The sequence below is a fragment of the Pseudomonas sp. H1_A03 genome, assembly GCF_054685145.1.
Genome location: NZ_CP162829.1, coordinates 1,973,708 through 1,989,588, shown reverse-complemented (window position 1 = coordinate 1,989,588; position 15,881 = coordinate 1,973,708). Strand labels below are relative to the sequence as shown.

At 62.1% G+C, this 15,881-nt stretch carries 13 protein-coding genes and 1 pseudogene; 8 read left to right on the top strand and 6 right to left on the bottom strand.

Annotated elements, in window-relative coordinates; genetic code table 11:
* The first annotated feature begins 75 nt into the window (after positions 1-75).
* The 5 genes from prmA (at position 76) to purH (ending at position 5,439) form a co-directional block, all read left to right on the top strand.
* The gene (gene prmA, locus AB4O35_RS09065) at positions 76-954 is read left to right on the top strand and encodes a 50S ribosomal protein L11 methyltransferase (RefSeq protein WP_065874288.1); all 879 of its coding nucleotides are present in this window, start codon (positions 76-78) and stop codon (positions 952-954) included.
* A 30-nt stretch (positions 955-984) separates the two neighbouring features.
* Complete coding sequence (locus AB4O35_RS09060) at positions 985-2,244, top strand: DUF3426 domain-containing protein (RefSeq protein WP_065879934.1); 1,260 nt, start codon at positions 985-987, stop codon at positions 2,242-2,244.
* Between the two features lie 175 nt (positions 2,245-2,419).
* A complete protein-coding gene (dusB, locus tag AB4O35_RS09055) occupies positions 2,420-3,433 on the top strand; it encodes a tRNA dihydrouridine synthase DusB (RefSeq protein WP_065879933.1) in 1,014 nt (337 codons plus the stop codon).
* Positions 3,430-3,750 (top strand): DNA-binding transcriptional regulator Fis, encoded by a 321-nt coding sequence (fis, locus tag AB4O35_RS09050; protein ID WP_003221275.1) that lies wholly within the window; start codon positions 3,430-3,432, stop codon positions 3,748-3,750. Before dusB ends, fis begins: the two co-directional genes overlap by 4 nt.
* 81 nt (positions 3,751-3,831) lie before the next feature.
* A complete protein-coding gene (gene purH / locus AB4O35_RS09045) occupies positions 3,832-5,439 on the top strand; it encodes a bifunctional phosphoribosylaminoimidazolecarboxamide formyltransferase/IMP cyclohydrolase (RefSeq protein ID WP_065874291.1) in 1,608 nt (535 codons plus the stop codon).
* Positions 5,440-5,453: 14 nt separating this feature from the next.
* Here the strand turns inward: purH and AB4O35_RS09040 are convergent.
* Positions 5,454-5,567: pseudogene (locus AB4O35_RS09040) on the bottom strand (outer membrane lipoprotein carrier protein LolA); the annotation flags it as partial.
* Positions 5,568-5,588: 21 nt separating this feature from the next.
* On the opposite strand from AB4O35_RS09040, the gene purD reads away from it, so the two are divergent.
* The 3 genes from purD to AB4O35_RS09025 all read left to right on the top strand — a co-directional run bounded on the left by purD (position 5,589) and on the right by AB4O35_RS09025 (position 10,529).
* Positions 5,589-6,881, top strand: coding sequence for a phosphoribosylamine--glycine ligase (gene purD / locus AB4O35_RS09035; RefSeq protein WP_065874292.1), 1,293 nt, complete (start codon positions 5,589-5,591; stop codon positions 6,879-6,881).
* 114 nt (positions 6,882-6,995) lie between these two features.
* Complete coding sequence (locus tag AB4O35_RS09030) at positions 6,996-9,767, top strand: hybrid sensor histidine kinase/response regulator (protein WP_065874293.1); 2,772 nt, start codon at positions 6,996-6,998, stop codon at positions 9,765-9,767.
* 165 nt (positions 9,768-9,932) lie between these two features.
* Positions 9,933-10,529: a MarC family protein gene (locus AB4O35_RS09025; RefSeq protein WP_065874294.1), complete on the top strand. Its 597-nt coding sequence runs from the start codon at positions 9,933-9,935 to the stop codon at positions 10,527-10,529.
* Here AB4O35_RS09025 and AB4O35_RS09020 read toward each other — a convergent pair.
* The 5 genes from AB4O35_RS09020 to cobG all read right to left on the bottom strand — a co-directional run bounded on the left by AB4O35_RS09020 (position 10,526) and on the right by cobG (position 15,875).
* The gene (locus AB4O35_RS09020) at positions 10,526-11,305 is read right to left on the bottom strand and encodes a hypothetical protein (RefSeq protein WP_065874295.1); all 780 of its coding nucleotides are present in this window, start codon (positions 11,303-11,305) and stop codon (positions 10,526-10,528) included. The genes AB4O35_RS09025 and AB4O35_RS09020 overlap by 4 nt on opposite strands.
* 236 nt (positions 11,306-11,541) lie before the next feature.
* A complete protein-coding gene (gene cobJ / locus AB4O35_RS09015) occupies positions 11,542-13,179 on the bottom strand; it encodes a precorrin-3B C(17)-methyltransferase (protein WP_065945526.1) in 1,638 nt (545 codons plus the stop codon).
* On the bottom strand, positions 13,179-13,910 hold the full coding sequence (locus tag AB4O35_RS09010) for a precorrin-2 C(20)-methyltransferase (protein WP_065945527.1): 732 nt from the start codon (positions 13,908-13,910) through the stop codon (positions 13,179-13,181). Before AB4O35_RS09010 ends, cobJ begins: the two co-directional genes overlap by 1 nt.
* Positions 13,910-14,536, bottom strand: a complete 627-nt coding sequence (locus tag AB4O35_RS09005) for a precorrin-8X methylmutase (protein ID WP_065874298.1) — start codon at positions 14,534-14,536, stop codon at positions 13,910-13,912. Before AB4O35_RS09005 ends, AB4O35_RS09010 begins: the two co-directional genes overlap by 1 nt.
* Positions 14,529-15,875, bottom strand: a complete 1,347-nt coding sequence (gene cobG, locus AB4O35_RS09000) for a precorrin-3B synthase (protein WP_065874299.1) — start codon at positions 15,873-15,875, stop codon at positions 14,529-14,531. The genes AB4O35_RS09005 and cobG overlap by 8 nt, the downstream gene beginning before the upstream one ends.
* Positions 15,876-15,881: the final 6 nt, after the last annotated feature.

Sequence of the window (15,881 nt, the reverse complement as noted above, 5' to 3'; positions counted from 1 at the left end):
CCCTCCGCTCGCGTAAACTTGCGCCCTTTCGCAGCCCAACCCCGCTGCACACTCATTTTTTCAAAGGTGCCCGCCATGCCTTGGCTGCAAGTCCGTCTCGCCATCAGCCCAGAACAAGCCGAAACCTATGAAGACGCGTTCCTCGAAGTGGGCGCTGTCTCGGTCACCTTCATGGACGCCGAAGACCAACCGATCTTCGAACCTGAACTCAACACCACCCCGCTGTGGTCCCACACCCATTTGCTGGCCCTGTTCGAAGACGGCACCGACGCTGCCGCCGTGCTGGCCCACATGGAATTGCTCACCGGCGGCCCATTGCCGGAGCATCACAGCGAAGTGATCGAAGACCAGGACTGGGAACGCAGCTGGATGGACAACTTCCAGCCGATGCGTTTCGGCCAGCGCCTGTGGATCGTGCCAAGCTGGCACGCCGCGCCTGAGCCGGATGCCGTCAACCTGCTGCTGGACCCGGGCCTCGCGTTCGGCACCGGCACCCACCCGACCACCGCCCTGTGCCTGGAATGGCTGGACGGCCAGGACCTGACCGACAGCCACGTGCTGGACTTCGGCTGCGGCTCGGGCATCCTGGCAATTGCCGCCCTGCTGCTCGGCGCAAAGGAAGCCGTGGGCACCGATATCGACGTACAGGCCCTGGAAGCCTCCCGCGATAACGCCGGACGCAACAACATTCCTGAAAGCAAATTCCCACTCTACCTGCCAGAGCAATTGCCCCAGGTGCAGGCCGATGTGCTCGTGGCGAACATTCTCGCCGGGCCGCTGGTGTCCCTGGCGCCGCAGCTGTCCAGCCTGGTCAAGCCGGGCGGCCGTTTGGCGCTGTCGGGCATCCTCGCAGAGCAAGGCGAAGACGTCGCCGCTGCCTACGCGCAGGATTTCGAGCTGGACCCCATCGCTAACCGTGATGGCTGGGTACGCATCAGCGGTCGTCGGCGCTAGAATGAGCGCTTGCCTGAATCGGATGGCCGCATGACCGACAGTTTCGTCACCCAGTGCCCGCATTGCCAAGCGCGCTTTCGCGTCAACCACGCCCAATTGAGCGTGGCCCGCGGCGTGGTGCGCTGCGGCTCGTGCCTGCAAGTGTTCAATGCAGCTCGCCAGTTGCTGGAGCAGCGTGGCCAAGTGCCGGCGCCGCAGCCTGATCTGCCTGATCTGCCTGCTGCCGAGCCTGTTCCAGAGATCACACTTGAGGCACCGCGGGCAATCAGCCAGAAGCAGTGGACCGCCGAAGAGCTGGACCTGGACAACCTTGACTTGGACGAAGAGCTGGCCAAGCTGGAACGTCGCGAGATTCAGCACACGCTGCCGGCGGGTGCAGAACGTCGCCAGCCCGGCGCCGAGCGTCGCCAAAAAGAAGAATCCTTCAGCGCCAGCCGCGACACGGTTAAAGCCGAAGAAGAAAAATGGGCCGCCAGCCTGTTCAGCGAACCGCCTGAAGAGCGTGCCCAAAGCACTGAAGCCGAACCCGAGCCGACGAACGCACCTGCGACCAAGCAGCGCACCGAACCGTCCATGTCGTTCCACACCGACGATATCGACGATGAACCGCCACTGCGTTCAACGCCAGAAGATGACGACACCGATCCGCCATTCACGCCATTGACCCAGTCGGCCGATGACGTTGAACCCGAAGAACGCCCCAAACCCCGGCGCAAGCGCCCGCGCGCCGAAACGAATGTGCACGACGACCAACTGCTGGATCTCGAAGACGACCCGCTGCACCTCTACGCGCAAAAGCGTCCGGCCAGCCTGGGCCGTCGCCTGATCTGGCTGTTGCTGGTACTGATCGCCGCCGCCGGTCTCGCAGGCCAGTACATCGCCTACCAATTCGACGAGCTGGCCCGCCAGGACGCCTATCGCCCCTGGTTCCAGGAACTGTGCCCTACACTGGGCTGCACCGTGCCGTCACGGGTCGATATTGCCCATATCAAGAGCAGCAACCTGGTAGTGCGCAGCCACCCGGACTTCGCCGGGGCGCTGGTAGTGGACGCGATCATCTATAACCGCGCGACCTTCTCCCAGCCCTTCCCGCTGTTGGAGCTGCGTTTTGCCGACTTGAACGGCGGCCTGATTGCCAGTCGTCGCTTCAAACCCGCCGAATACCTCAGCGGCGAACTGGCCGGCGTTAGCGAAATGCCATCACAGGTCCCGATCCACATCTCCCTGGACATCCTCGATCCGGGCAATAAAGCGGTGAATTACAGCCTGAGCTTTCACTCGCCCGAGTAAATCAAGGCCCGCATCGCGGATTGAATGGCTGGACCATCGGCAACCAAACCGGTGGCGATAAGAAAATAACTGTTCAGATTTTATCCAATTCAGCCTTTATCCAGTCATCGAGAGCGGGTATCATGCCAACCCTTTTTCGAACTCTAATGATCCGGCCCCACAACAGGGAAGTCCTATGTCGGCGGTACGCATCGGCCCATACACATTGCAGAACGGCTTGATTCTCGCCCCGATGGCGGGCGTCACCGACCAGCCCTTTCGTCAGCTGTGCAAGCGTTTGGGCGCGGGTCTAGTAGTCTCGGAAATGGTCACCAGCGACATGAGCTTGTGGAACACCCGCAAATCGCGGATGCGCATGATCCACGAAGGTGATCCCGAGCCCCGCTCGGTACAGATCGCCGGCGGTGATGCGCAAATGCTGGCGGATGCGGCCCGGGCCAACGTGGAGTTGGGGGCGCAGATCATCGATATCAACATGGGCTGCCCGGCCAAGAAGGTCTGCAACAAGGCCGCCGGTTCCGCCCTGTTGAAAGATGAGCAGTTGGTTGCCGAGATCCTGCAGGCCGTTGTCGCCGCAGTGGATGTGCCGGTCACCCTGAAGATTCGCACCGGTTGGGACCGGGAGAACAAGAACGGCCTGGTGGTGGCGAAGATCGCCGAACAGGCAGGCATTACAGCGCTGGCGGTGCATGGCCGCACCCGCGCCGACCTTTACACCGGTGAAGCCGAGTACGACACCATTGCTGCGATCAAGCAGGCGGTGTCGATGCCGGTGTTTGCCAATGGCGACATCGACTCAGCCGAGAAAGCCCGGCGCGTACTGCACGCAACCGGCGCCGATGGTTTGTTGATTGGCCGGGCCGCCCAGGGGCGGCCGTGGATTTTTCGTGAGATCGAGCATTTCCTGCGTACCGGCGAAATGTTACCGGCGCCAGGGTTGGTCGAGGTGGAACGTATTCTGCTAGAGCATTTGAATGCCCTGCACGTTTTCTACGGAGATGTGATGGGCGTGCGCATTGCTCGCAAGCATGTCGGCTGGTATCTCGCAACCTTGCCGGGCGCCAAGGAGTTTCGCGCCCAGTTCAATCGTTTGGATGAAACGCAGGCACAGGTCGCCACCGTTCGTGAGTTCTTCGCCGAACGTGACAACAGCCTGGGAACAGGGGATGCAAAGGGGGTGGCCGCATGACGATGATGACCGAGACTTTAGTGAGTGGAACAGCACCCGTGAGCGACAACGTCAATTTGAAACAGCACCTCAACACGCCGAGCGAAGAAGGCCAAACCCTTCGCGGGAGTGTCGAGAAGGCGCTGCACAATTATTTCGCCCACCTTGAGGGCGCTTCCGTCACGGACGTGTACAACCTGGTGCTCTCCGAAGTCGAGGCGCCCTTGCTCGAAAGCGTGATGAACTACGTCAAGGGCAACCAGACCAAAGCCAGTGAGCTGCTGGGCCTCAACCGTGGCACCTTGCGCAAAAAGCTCAAGCAATACGATTTGCTGTAAGCATTCAATCAAACCAGAAAGGCGCCCGCGTAAAACCGGTCGCCTTTTTTGCTGACTCCTTTGCTTTTGATGGAAATTGAAATGACCGACCAGACTACCCGCCTGCCGATCCGCCGCGCCTTGATCAGTGTTTCCGACAAGACCGGGATCCTCGAATTTGCCCGGGAGCTGGAAGCCCTGGGTGTGGAAATCCTCTCCACGGGCGGGACCTTCAAACTGCTGCAGGACAACGGCGTGGCCGCAGTGGAAGTGGCGGACTACACCGGTTTCGCAGAAATGATGGACGGCCGGGTCAAGACCCTGCACCCGAAAATCCACGGCGGCATCCTCGGCCGTCGCGGCATCGACGACGCGATCATGACCGAACACGGCATCAAGCCGATCGACCTGGTGGCCGTTAACCTCTACCCGTTCGAAGCCACCATCAACAAGCCGGGCTGCGACCTGCCGACCGCTATCGAAAACATCGATATCGGCGGCCCAACCATGGTTCGCTCGGCGGCCAAGAACCACAAAGACGTGGCCATCGTGGTTAACGCCAGCGATTACGCCAACGTGCTCGAAAGCCTGAAAGCCGGTGGCCTGACCTACGCCCAGCGTTTCGACCTGATGCTCAAGGCGTTCGAACACACCGCCGCCTACGACGGCATGATCGCCAACTACATGGGCACCGTTAACCAAACGGCCGAGACCCTGAGCACCGAAGGCCGCAGCCAGTTCCCGCGCACCTTCAACAGCCAGTTCATCAAGGCCCAGGAAATGCGCTACGGCGAGAACCCGCACCAGAGCGCGGCGTTCTACGTTGAGGCAAAACCGGCCGAAGTCGGCATCGCCACCGCGACCCAACTGCAAGGTAAAGAGCTGTCCTACAACAACGTGGCCGACACCGACGCCGCGCTGGAATGCGTGAAAAGCTTCGTCAAGCCGGCCTGCGTCATCGTCAAGCACGCCAACCCGTGCGGCGTGGCCGTGAGCCCGGACGCAGAAGGCGGTATCCGCCAGGCCTACGAACTGGCCTACGCCACTGACACCGAATCGGCGTTCGGCGGCATCATCGCCTTCAACCGTGAGCTGGATGCCGAGACCGCCAAGGCGATCGTCGAACGTCAGTTCGTTGAAGTGATCATCGCGCCAAGCGTCAGCGAAGAAGCCCGCGCCATCGTCGCCGCCAAGGCCAATGTGCGCCTGCTGGCGTGCGGCGAGTGGTCGGCTGACCGCGCCGCTGCCTGGGACTACAAGCGCGTCAACGGCGGCTTGCTGGTACAGAGCCGCGACATCGGCATGATCGGCAGCGAAGACCTGAAAGTGGTGACCAAGCGCGCACCGACCGAGCAAGAGATCAACGACCTGATCTTCGCCTGGAAAGTGGCCAAGTACGTTAAATCCAACGCCATCGTCTACGCCAAGAACCGCCAGACCATCGGTGTCGGTGCCGGCCAGATGAGCCGCGTGAACTCGGCGCGTATCGCCGCGATCAAGGCTGAACACGCCGGTTTGCAGGTCGTGGGTTCGGTAATGGCTTCCGATGCGTTCTTCCCGTTCCGTGATGGCTTGGACAATGCCGCGAAAGCCGGCGTGACCGCCGTGATCCAACCGGGCGGTTCGATGCGTGATGCCGAGGTGATCGCCGCTGCTGATGAAGCCGGCATTGCCATGGTATTCACCGGCATGCGCCACTTCCGTCACTAAACACCACTGCTTTCGACTGTAGGAGCGAGCTTGCTCGCGAAAAGCCCGAGAGCGCCACGGGGTGTCAGGTTTCCCCCGTTATCGTTGACGATCTTCGCGAGCAAGCTCGCTCCTACAGTGAAGCACAGCGTTTCCCAGAGGTTTTTGAAATGAATGTTTTGATCATTGGCAGCGGTGGCCGTGAACACGCCCTGGCCTGGAAAGTTGCCCAAGACCCGCGCGTCCAGAAAGTTTTCGTTGCACCCGGCAACGCCGGCACCGCCATTGAAGCCAAGTGCGAGAACGTTGCTATCGACGTGCTCGCCCTTGAACAACTGGCCGACTTTGCTGAAAAGAATGTGTCCCTGACCATCGTCGGTCCGGAAGTCCCATTGGTTGCCGGCGTGGTGGACCTGTTCCGCAGCCGCAACCTGGACTGCTTCGGCCCAACCGCCGGCGCTGCCCAGCTGGAAGGTTCCAAGGCGTTCACCAAGGATTTCCTGGCGCGCCACAAGATCCCGACCGCCGACTACCAGAACTTCACCGAGATCGAGCCGGCCCTGGCTTACCTGCGTGAAAAAGGTGCGCCCATCGTGATCAAGGCCGACGGCCTGGCCGCCGGCAAAGGCGTGATCGTCGCCATGACCCTGCAAGAAGCCGAAGACGCCGTGCGCGATATGCTCGCCGGCAACGCTTTCGGTGACGCAGGTTCCCGCGTGGTGATCGAGGAGTTCCTCGACGGCGAAGAAGCCAGCTTTATCGTGATGGTCGACGGCAAGAACGTATTGCCGATGGCCACCAGCCAGGACCATAAACGCGTCGGCGACGGCGACAGCGGCCCGAACACCGGCGGCATGGGTGCCTACTCCCCTGCCCCGGTCGTCACCGCCGACGTGCACAAGCGCGTGATGGACCTGGTGATCTGGCCGACCGTGCGCGGCATGGCCGATGAGGGCAATGTGTACACCGGTTTCCTGTACGCCGGTTTGATGATCGACAAAGCCGGTAACCCGAAAGTCATCGAGTTCAACTGCCGCTTTGGCGACCCGGAAACCCAACCAGTGATGCTGCGCCTGCAATCGAGCCTGGTGCTGCTGGTGGAAGCCGCCCTGGCACAGGCCTTGGACAAGGTTGAAGCGCAGTGGGACCCACGTCCGAGCGTTGGCATTGTGCTGGCGGCCGGTGGTTACCCTGCCGACTACGCCAAGGGCGACGTCATCGAAGGCCTCGACGCTGCCGCGACGCTGGAAGGCAAGGTCTTCCATGCGGGCACCGCGCTGAAGGATGGCCAGGTCGTGACCGCCGGTGGCCGTGTGTTGTGCGCCACCGCCATGGGCGCCAGTGTCGACGCCGCGCAGCAGCAAGCGTACAAGCTGGCCGCGAAAATCGATTGGAAAGGCTGCTTCTACCGCAAAGACATCGGCTACCGCGCCATCGCCCGCGAACGTGGCGAAAACAGCTAAGCCGCCGACGTCAGTAGCTATCCGTTCGGCTAGGCAAGGGCCTCTGGCCCTTGCCGTATACGGGCCTCCCCGCGCATAGTTACCCCGTGCATCAACCTACGAAGGGATTTCGCCGTGCGCTGGCTCAGGATCGCCATAGGTTTTACTGTCAGCCTGCTGACGCTGCTCTGCCTGTTCCCGGCCCAGGCTGCCGCGCAAGGCAGTGGCTGGGCAGTATTGCTTGATGAACAGGCCGACCTGCAGTTGAGCGACATCCGCTCTTCACGCTACACCAATCAATTCAGCCCCATCGAACTGGACCGCATCAGCGCCGCGGAACCGAACGGCGCGCTGTGGATACGGTTTAAGTTGCAACCCGGCAAACACGAGCAAGTGTTGCGGGTATTTGCCCCGGATTTGTCCCACCTGAGCCTCTATGTACTGGACGGCGATACCCTGGTGGAACAACAGAGCACCGGCACGCGCCAGCCCCAGACTGAGCGGCCGTTGCCCAGCAGCGACTTCATGCTGCCGATGCCCCAGAGCCAGAAACCGTTAGAGGTTTACCTGCGCCTGGTCTCGGAACACGAACTGCGCCCGTATATCACCCTGGAACCGGCTGTGCTCGCCGCCGCCGACCAGACCCAGACGCTGATCTACGGCCTATTGTTCGGCTGCCTGCTGATGCTGATCCTGCACAACCTCACGCGCTTCGCCTACCACCGCTCGCGCAGCAGCCTGTGGCTGGCGGCCTGCGAAGCGCTGTTGATGCTCAGCCTGGCGCTATTGCTGAACCTAGTGGGCCCATGGCTGCCGAACTGGCATGCGATCCAGACACCGGGCGCCTACCTGGCGTTGCTGCTGACCGCGCCCTGCGGGCTGATGTTTGCCTACCGTTTCTTCATGCCTCTGGGCCCACATCCACTGAACAAGCTGTTGATGGCCGACATCCTGGTCATCGTGCTGTGCGGCCTGCTGCTGTTGTTCGTCAACACCCTGCCGCTGAACATCATCACGTACGCGCTGGTGGCCCTGGCTGGCTTGAGCATGCTGTTTATCTCGGCCTGTCACTGGCAGAAAGGCTACCGCCCGGCACGCTTGTTCGTGGCGGCAATGGTGGTATTCAACATCGGTACGCTGATCATCCTGCCGGCGCTGCTTGGCCTGACGATGATTTCGCCCCAGGGCCTGATCGTCACGCTGCTGGCGTTCATCTGCCTCAGCGGCTTGTTGATGAGCCTGGCGTTGGGCGAACGCCAGCGCGCGATTGTCGAGGCACGTTTCAGCCTCAGTCGCGACCTGGCAGCGAGCAATGCCGAGATCGCCGCCAAGGCCGAGTTCCTGGCCAAGATCAGCCACGAAATCCGTACCCCCATGAACGGCGTGCTCGGCATGACCGAGCTGCTGCTCGGCACGCCGCTGTCGGTGAAACAGCGCGACTACGTGCAAACCATCCACAGCGCAGGTAATGAACTGCTTACCCTGATCAACGAAATCCTCGACATCTCCAAGCTGGAGTCCGGCCAGATAGAACTGGACGACGTGCAGTTCGACCTCAATGCGCTGATCGAAGATTGCCTGAGCATCTTCCGCGCCAAGGCCGAACAGCAGAACGTCGAACTGATCAGTTTTATCCAGCCCCAGGTGCCCCGCGTGATCAGCGGCGACCCGACGCGCCTGCGTCAGGCCATGTTGAGCCTGCTGGAAAATGCCCTGCAAAAAACCGACGAAGGCGAAGTGCTGATCGTGGTTGCCCTGGACGACCGCAGCACCAAGCCACGCCTGCGCATTGCCGTCCAGGACAGCGGCCTGCCGATGGAAGCGGCCGAGCGCGACGCCCTGCTGCACAGCGAACTGCACAGCAAGAATTTCTTCTCGGCTACCCGCTTGAACGGCCACTTGGGCCTGGTTATCGCCCGCCAGTTGATCCTGCTGATGAACGGCGAGTTCGGCATTAAGAGCGGCAGCCATCAGGGCAGCACCCTGTGGCTGACCTTGCCGCTGGACCCGGAACGCCTGGAACACCCGACCTCCGACCTCGACGGCCCGCTCAAGGGCGCGCGGGTGCTGGTGGTGGACGACAACGACACCTGCCGCAAAGTGCTGGTGCAGCAATGCTCGGCCTGGGGCCTTAACGTCAGCGCCGTGCCATCGGGCAAGGAAGCCCTGGCGTTACTGCGCACCAAGGCGCACCTGCGTGACTACTTCGACGTGGTGCTGCTGGACCAGAACATGCCCGGCATGACCGGCATGCAACTGGCGGCGAAGATCAAGGAAGACCCAAGCCTGAACCACGACATCCTGCTGATCATGCTCACTGGCATCAGCAATGCGCCGAGCAAGATCATCGCGCGCAACTGCGGGATCAAACGCATCCTCGCCAAGCCCGTCGCCGGTTACACACTCAAGACTACCTTGGCGGATGAACTGACCCAGCGCAGCAAGGGCAACGTGCAACCGCGCGCGGTGCTCAGCACGCCAGCCGCCGTCACCGTACCCAGCGATTTCCGCATCCTGGTGGCCGAAGACAACAGCATTTCCACTAAAGTGATCCGTGGCATGCTCGGTAAGCTCAACCTCAACCCGGACACCGCCAGCAACGGCGAAGAAGCGCTGGAGGCGATGAAAGCCCAGCGTTATGACCTGGTGTTGATGGACTGTGAAATGCCGATCCTCGATGGCTTCTCGGCGACTCAGCAACTGCGTGCGTGGGAAGTCAGCCACCAGCGTATTCGCACACCGGTGGTGGCGCTGACGGCGCATATCCTTTCGGAACATAAAGAGCGCGCACGCCAGGCCGGTATGGACGGGCATATGGCCAAGCCGGTGGAGTTGTCGCAGTTGCGCGAGCTGGTGGAGTTCTGGGTGGCGCAGCGTCAGCAGCGCCCGGAGCACGCGCCCTCCTGACTTGAAAGACAGTCCCCATGTGGGAGCGGGCTTGCTCGCGAATGCGGTGGATCAGTTAAAGATGCATTGACTGACACACCGCATTCGCGAGCAAGCCCGCTCCCACATTTGGTCTCTGTCGCCTGATAGACTTCCCCAACTCTTTCTCTGCCGCGAGCCACTCACATGCTCCACGTGTTATTCAGCGTCTACCTGAAAATGCTGGTGCTTTACAGCCCGTTCTTCGTGCTGTCCTGCTTTATCAGCCTCACTCGCGGCTACTCCAGCAAAGAGCGGCGGCGCCTGGCCTGGAAAGTGGCGCTGGCGACCCTGGTCTCGAGCGTGTTGCTCTACCTGTTCGGCCGAGTGATTTTCAGCGTGTTCGGCATCACCGTCGACGCCTTCCGCATCGGCGCCGGCAGTGTGCTGTTTATCTCGGCCCTGGGCATGGCCCAAGGCAAATCGGCTGTGCAGACCGACAACGTGCAGCAGGACGTGACCATCGTACCGCTGACCATTCCCCTCACCGTCGGCCCCGGCACCATTGGCGCACTGTTGGTGATGGGTGTGAGCCAGCCGCACTGGGATGACAAGCTCACCGCCATCGTCAGCATCGCCCTGGCCAGCCTCACGGTCGGCGTGGTGCTTTACCTGTCCAACCGTATCGAACGCATCCTCGGTGACCAGGGCTTGCAGATTGTCAGTCGGTTGATGGGATTGTTTGTGTGCGCCTTGGCCGCGCAAATCATCTTTACCGGGGTGCGCGGCTACCTGGTGCCCTAGATCCGGTACTTGGCGATCGCCAGTTGCACCTTGTCACCCGCGCTCTCGCGCATCAATTGGATAGTCTTTTCGTTGACCACCGAGGTATTCAGCACCAGGCACGTCTGCCCGCTGAAGGCCTCGAACGAGGAACTGTCCCACTCCAGGAATGGCAGCCCTACCTGTTTACTCACGCTGTGAGTGCTGTAGGTCACCAGCACCATCATCAATTCACCCTCTGTTTCGGCACAGGACGCCAGGCCGAAATCACCGCCCTGGTGTACCGCGCTGTTGCGTTTGAACAGCTCGAAATTCGCAGGCGCCTGCTTCAATGCCTCCAATGCATCGGCGGCCAATTTAGGCAAAGCCGTGAGCAACGCTGCCGACAATGACGTCGACGCCAGCATGGCGGCGATGATATTCAACACCGCCAACTGCACGGTCAGCCCCTTGCCCGAACGTGAGACCCGCTCGAAACGGCTGCGTACCGGCAGCCAGCCCAAACCGACCATCACCTTGATAAATTCCTCGTACCAGACCTCGGTACCGCGCTGGATTTTCAACACATCGCTGACGTAGCTGCTGGCCAGCAGATAGCTCTTTCGAATGTATTCCCGGTTCAAGCCCGACAGGCCATCGGCAAACGAAATCACGCTGTTGTTGACCACCGCCGCATTGAAATCGTCCTCAGTGTCCATCGGCAACGCCTTCAGCGCTCCTGGCGCTCCCGGCAGTTTGTAGGCGGCAATCAATTTGCGCCTTTGTTTACTGTTGATCCTTCTGTGATGTCGCTCCATTTTGACTCTCCACAAGCACCCCAACTCGGGGCTTATGTCCACCCTAGTCCACCCACCGACGGGCTTACCAGACGACAAACATCCCTTGGCGCGTCACGTAAAACTACCGCGCCCAGCAATCGCGTGGCGTAACGGGTGAGCCTCCAGACTTCGTCGCAAAAAAAAGAAAAAGCCCCGAACAACGCCAGGAATATCCCTGGATCATTCGGAGCTTTCCGGCAACCTGCAGGCCGTTTTCAGCAGGCAGGTTTCTCGCCATACCAGCGCGGTGTGTATACCCATTCACCGCCACTGGCACGGGGGAATGTGCAGGTGGTGGACGAGCCGATCAGCACCATGGTGCGCATGTCCACCTGGTCCGGCGTCAGTTGCCCCAACGTGGTGACACGCAAGGTCTGCCCCGGACGGCCAATATCGCGGCCCAGCACCACCGGTGTGTGCGGCGTGCGATGCAGCGCGACGATTTCCAGGGCACGCCCCAGTTGCCACGGCCGCGAACGGGAAATCGGGTTGTAGAACGCCAGGGCGAGATCGGCCTGGGACGCCAGGTCCAGGCGCTTCTCGATGATCGACCAGGGCTTGAGGTTGTCCGACAGCGACATCACGCAGAAGTCATGGCCCAACGGTGCACCGGCCTGGGCCGCAGTGGCCAGGGAGGCCGAGACGCCGGGCAGGATTTGCAGGTCGACCTGATGCCAGGCCGGGTCGCTGGACTCGTGCAAGGCCTCGATCACGGCGGCAGCCATGGCAAACACGCCTGGGTCGCCGGACGACACCACCACCACCGACCGGCCCTGCGCGGCCAGCTCGAAGGCGTGACGGGCGCGCTGCATTTCTTCGCGGTTGTCAGTGCAGTGCTGCACCTGATCGTCGCGAAACGGCCCGGCCATGCGCACGTAGGTTTCGTAGCCGAGCACGTCGGTGCAACGCGCCAGTTCGGCTTTCACCGCGGGCACCATCAATTCGGCAGCGCCGGGGCCCAGGCCGATCACGGCCAGTCGGCCACGGGGGCGACCGATTTGCGCCAGGTCCAGCGGTTGCTCGGCAACGTTGATGAGGATGTCGGCGTCCTGGGTAACACTGGCAAACCGCAGCGGTACGCCGAGTTCCAGAGCCGCTTCATGCAACGATGCTTCGGCCATTTGCGTATCACTGGCCAGCAAGCAGGCCAGGGATTGCACGGCGATACCCGCCTTATGCAAGGCCGTGCGCACACGCTCAGCCAATTGCACGCCTGGTTTGCACGTAACACATACATTCTTCGGGTAGATCAACAATTCATTGGCCGCAGGCATGCGCTCGGCGCTGCCCACATGAATCGCCAGGCGCGCCTGTTGATCCTGAGGCAAGTTGGCCTGCTCCAGCCACGGCGCCGCGCCTTCGATGCGCACGCTTTCGCCGGCCAGCAAGTCCGAGACAAACCGCTTGCCCAGCTCCAGATCAGCCAGCTCATAACCCATCGGTGGATTAAGCAGGCAGGTGCCAAAACGCAGCTCGCCACTGGTGGTGATTGCAGCGGCAACGTTCAAGGCAGCGGCGATTTCGCGCGCCATGACATTCACACCGCCAAGGCCACCGAGCAACGGCACCACTGCGCTGCCGTCTTCGGCCACGGCCAGCACGGCGGGTTCTTCGCCTTTCTCCAGCAGCAACGGCGCCAGGGTGCGTATGACGATGCCGGCGGCGCACAGGGCAATCAGCGGCGTGCCGTGTTGATAGAGCTGGCGCAGGGTCGCGCCGAACTCGCTGTAGGCCTGGTCAGCCCCTTCAACACGTCCGGCCAAGCCGTGGATCACCGCGCCTGGGTAAACCTGCTGGATCTGGCGCGCAGTCGCCAGGCTGCCCTGCCCCAGGATGACAATCGCCGGGCGCATCAACCTTGCCACCGTTCGCCAGGCACGATGATCAGCGAGAAATACGGCGACGACATCGGTTCCACCTGATCCAGCGGCACGATTTTCTGGTTGGCCATGGTCGCGCGCTCCACATACAGCGCACGCCCGGTCAGGCCGAGTTCTTCGAGTACCTGGCGCACTTTGGGGAAGTTACGGCCCAGCTTCATGATCACTGCCGCGTCGGCATCCGCCAGGCGGCGCTTGAGATCTTCATGTGGCAGCACGCCCGACAACACCGACAGGCTCTGGTTGCGATACACCAACGGCGCGCCCAGCACCGAGGCGCCGCCAAGCATCGAGCACACGCCGGGGATGACTTGCGCTTCATAGCGTTCGGCGAGGCGGTCGTGCAGGTACATGTAGGAACCGTAGAAGAACGGGTCGCCTTCGCAGATCACCGCCACATCGCGGCCAGCGTCCAAATGCGCGGCGACGTCGACACTGGCGGCGTCGTAGAAATCGCTGATCACTTGCTCATAGGACATCGGCGCCGGCAGCGCTTCGGTGGTCACCGGGTACACCAGCGGCATCAGGGTCTGTTGCGGCACCAAGTGGTCTTCGATGATGCCGAAGGCGTTGCCCTTCTTGCCCTTGGCCACGAAGTACGCCACAACAGGCGATTCGCGCAGCAGGCGCAGGGCCTTGAGGGTTATCAGTTCGGGATCACCGGGGCCAACGCCCAAGCCGATCAAGCGTCCGCGTGCCTGCATTATTCGACCTCCGTGGCCAGGGCATTCACCGCTGCGGCGGCCATCGCGCTGCCGCCCAGGCGGCCTTGCATGATCACGAATGGCACGCCGCGGCTGTCGGCGGCCAGCATCGCCTTGGATTCGGCGGCGCCCACAAAGCCGACCGGGAAGCCGAGGATCAACGCCGGTTTTGGTGCGCCAGCATCAAGCATCTCCAGCAGGTAGAACAACGCGGTCGGCGCGTTGCCGATCACCACCACGCTGCCTTCCAGGTGCGGGCGCCAGAGTTCCAGGGCGGCAGCGGAACGGGTGTTGCCCAACGCCCGTGCCAGCTCCGGCACGCTGTCGTCACGCAGGGTGCAGATCACTTGATTGTTAGCCGGCAGGCGTGTGCGGGTCACGCCTTCGGACACCATCCGCGCATCACACAGAATCGGCGCGCCAGCGGCCAACGCATCGCGCCCGGCCTTGCCTGCGCCTTCGGAGAACTGCAGGCCGTCGATGGCATCGACCATGCCGCAGGCATGAATCACGCGCACCGCGAGTTTTTCCAGGTCGGCCGGGATGCGGTCCAACTTGGCTTCCGCGCGAATAATGGCGAAGGAGTTGCGATAGATCTCCTGACCATCGCGGATGTAATCAATCATCGGTGTTGCTCCGTGGGCGAGCGCGCAGCAAGGCGCCCGTCGCTTCAATAGAAAGGTTGCGCGCGTGCAACCGGCCGAAACCGGGATGGGCTGCTTCGCGGAAATAGAGGTCGTAGTGGCCGGGGCTCACGGCCAGCAATGTCACCGGCGCAACGTGTGCGGCGGCGCAGGAACGTGGGCAGCCGGACAGGTGCACGTCGTGATCGGGTTTCAGCGCGGCGAGTTGCACCGCATCAGCCTTGGTGTCGGCCAGCGCTTTGCCGCAGCCCCTGGAACCGGTGCAGGCAGTCATGCGCGCCAGGGGTTGGTCAACTGAGCAGAGGAAGCCCAGCTGCGCTAGGCGCTCGGTCACGGCGTGAGGCTTTTCGACGTTGGGCAGCAGCACGCCCTGCCAAGGGGTGAAACGCAAGGTGCCGTCGCCGTACTCGCTGGCGAGTTGTGCGACGCCCGCAAGCATCGCCGAATCCAGGCGACCCAAGGGTGCGATGGCAGCGACATAGAACTGATTTTTTTGCGTCTGTGGATAAGTCCCAAGGTGCAGCAAAGCACCACTGGGCGGGCGATTGAAGCCGTCGACCGGCAGTAGCTTCAGGTGCAAGCGGCTCAGCAGGTTATCCACAGGCAGATGACGCATGCGGGTTTGTTCCGGAGTGGCGAGGTCAAGAAACGCCTCCAGCACCGCCACCACCAGCGCATGGCCCTGCTCCAATGGCACAGCCGCCAACGGTGCATCCAGCCCAGGGCAACCGGCCAGGCCGAATGCGAGGAGCGTCTCACCATCGCGTACAAACGCCGAAAGCCACAGATCATGATGATGTTCGAGCATCGCCAGCGCTTCACCGCCATCCAACTGCACAGCGAACTTTGCCGACAGCTCATGGAAACGTGGGTGGTTTTGCAGGGTGGCGAGGATCTGATCGGCCAGCGGGCGGGTGTCGAACAGCATCTGCGGGTCGATACCGGCGCTGGGGCTGAGCATCAGGTTGCGCACATCGTCGCCAGCGGCGTTGCTGGGGCCTAGGCCTGCGGCCAGCAGCATGGCGATCAAGGCGTGCTCTTCGGCACCGATCCCGCGAATCTGCAGGTTGGCGCGGTTGGTCGCCTCAATCACCCCACCGGCATAGGCCTGGGCCGCGTCCGCCACCGCATGGGCCTGCACTGCGGTGATCGAACCACCGGCCAATTTGATCCGGCAAATGCCACCGTCCAGCGCCTGGACAATACGCAGCAACCCCGGACAAGCCGAGGGGCGCAAGGTATTCACAGCGGGCGTCTGGTTCACGGGGCTACCGGTTCGCGGGTAAAGGCGCGGTATTATGCCTGCTTTGTCCGGCGGCATGAAAAG

Excerpts from the sequence above, each read along its gene's own strand:
- prmA (WP_065874288.1), top strand. The coding sequence starts at position 76 with ATGCCTTGGCTGCAAGTCCGTCTCGCCATCAGCCCAGAACAAGCCGAA.
- AB4O35_RS09060 (WP_065879934.1), top strand. The coding sequence starts at position 985 with ATGACCGACAGTTTCGTCACCCAGTGCCCGCATTGCCAAGCGCGCTTT.
- dusB (WP_065879933.1), top strand. The coding sequence starts at position 2,420 with ATGTCGGCGGTACGCATCGGCCCATACACATTGCAGAACGGCTTGATT.
- fis (WP_003221275.1), top strand. The coding sequence starts at position 3,430 with ATGACGATGATGACCGAGACTTTAGTGAGTGGAACAGCACCCGTGAGC.
- purH (WP_065874291.1), top strand. The coding sequence starts at position 3,832 with ATGACCGACCAGACTACCCGCCTGCCGATCCGCCGCGCCTTGATCAGT.
- purD (WP_065874292.1), top strand. The coding sequence starts at position 5,589 with ATGAATGTTTTGATCATTGGCAGCGGTGGCCGTGAACACGCCCTGGCC.
- AB4O35_RS09025 (WP_065874294.1), top strand. The coding sequence starts at position 9,933 with ATGCTCCACGTGTTATTCAGCGTCTACCTGAAAATGCTGGTGCTTTAC.
- AB4O35_RS09020 (WP_065874295.1), bottom strand. The coding sequence starts at position 11,305 with ATGGAGCGACATCACAGAAGGATCAACAGTAAACAAAGGCGCAAATTG.
- cobJ (WP_065945526.1), bottom strand. The coding sequence starts at position 13,179 with ATGCGCCCGGCGATTGTCATCCTGGGGCAGGGCAGCCTGGCGACTGCG.
- AB4O35_RS09010 (WP_065945527.1), bottom strand. The coding sequence starts at position 13,910 with ATGCAGGCACGCGGACGCTTGATCGGCTTGGGCGTTGGCCCCGGTGAT.
- AB4O35_RS09005 (WP_065874298.1), bottom strand. The coding sequence starts at position 14,536 with ATGATTGATTACATCCGCGATGGTCAGGAGATCTATCGCAACTCCTTC.
- cobG (WP_065874299.1), bottom strand. The coding sequence starts at position 15,875 with ATGCCGCCGGACAAAGCAGGCATAATACCGCGCCTTTACCCGCGAACC.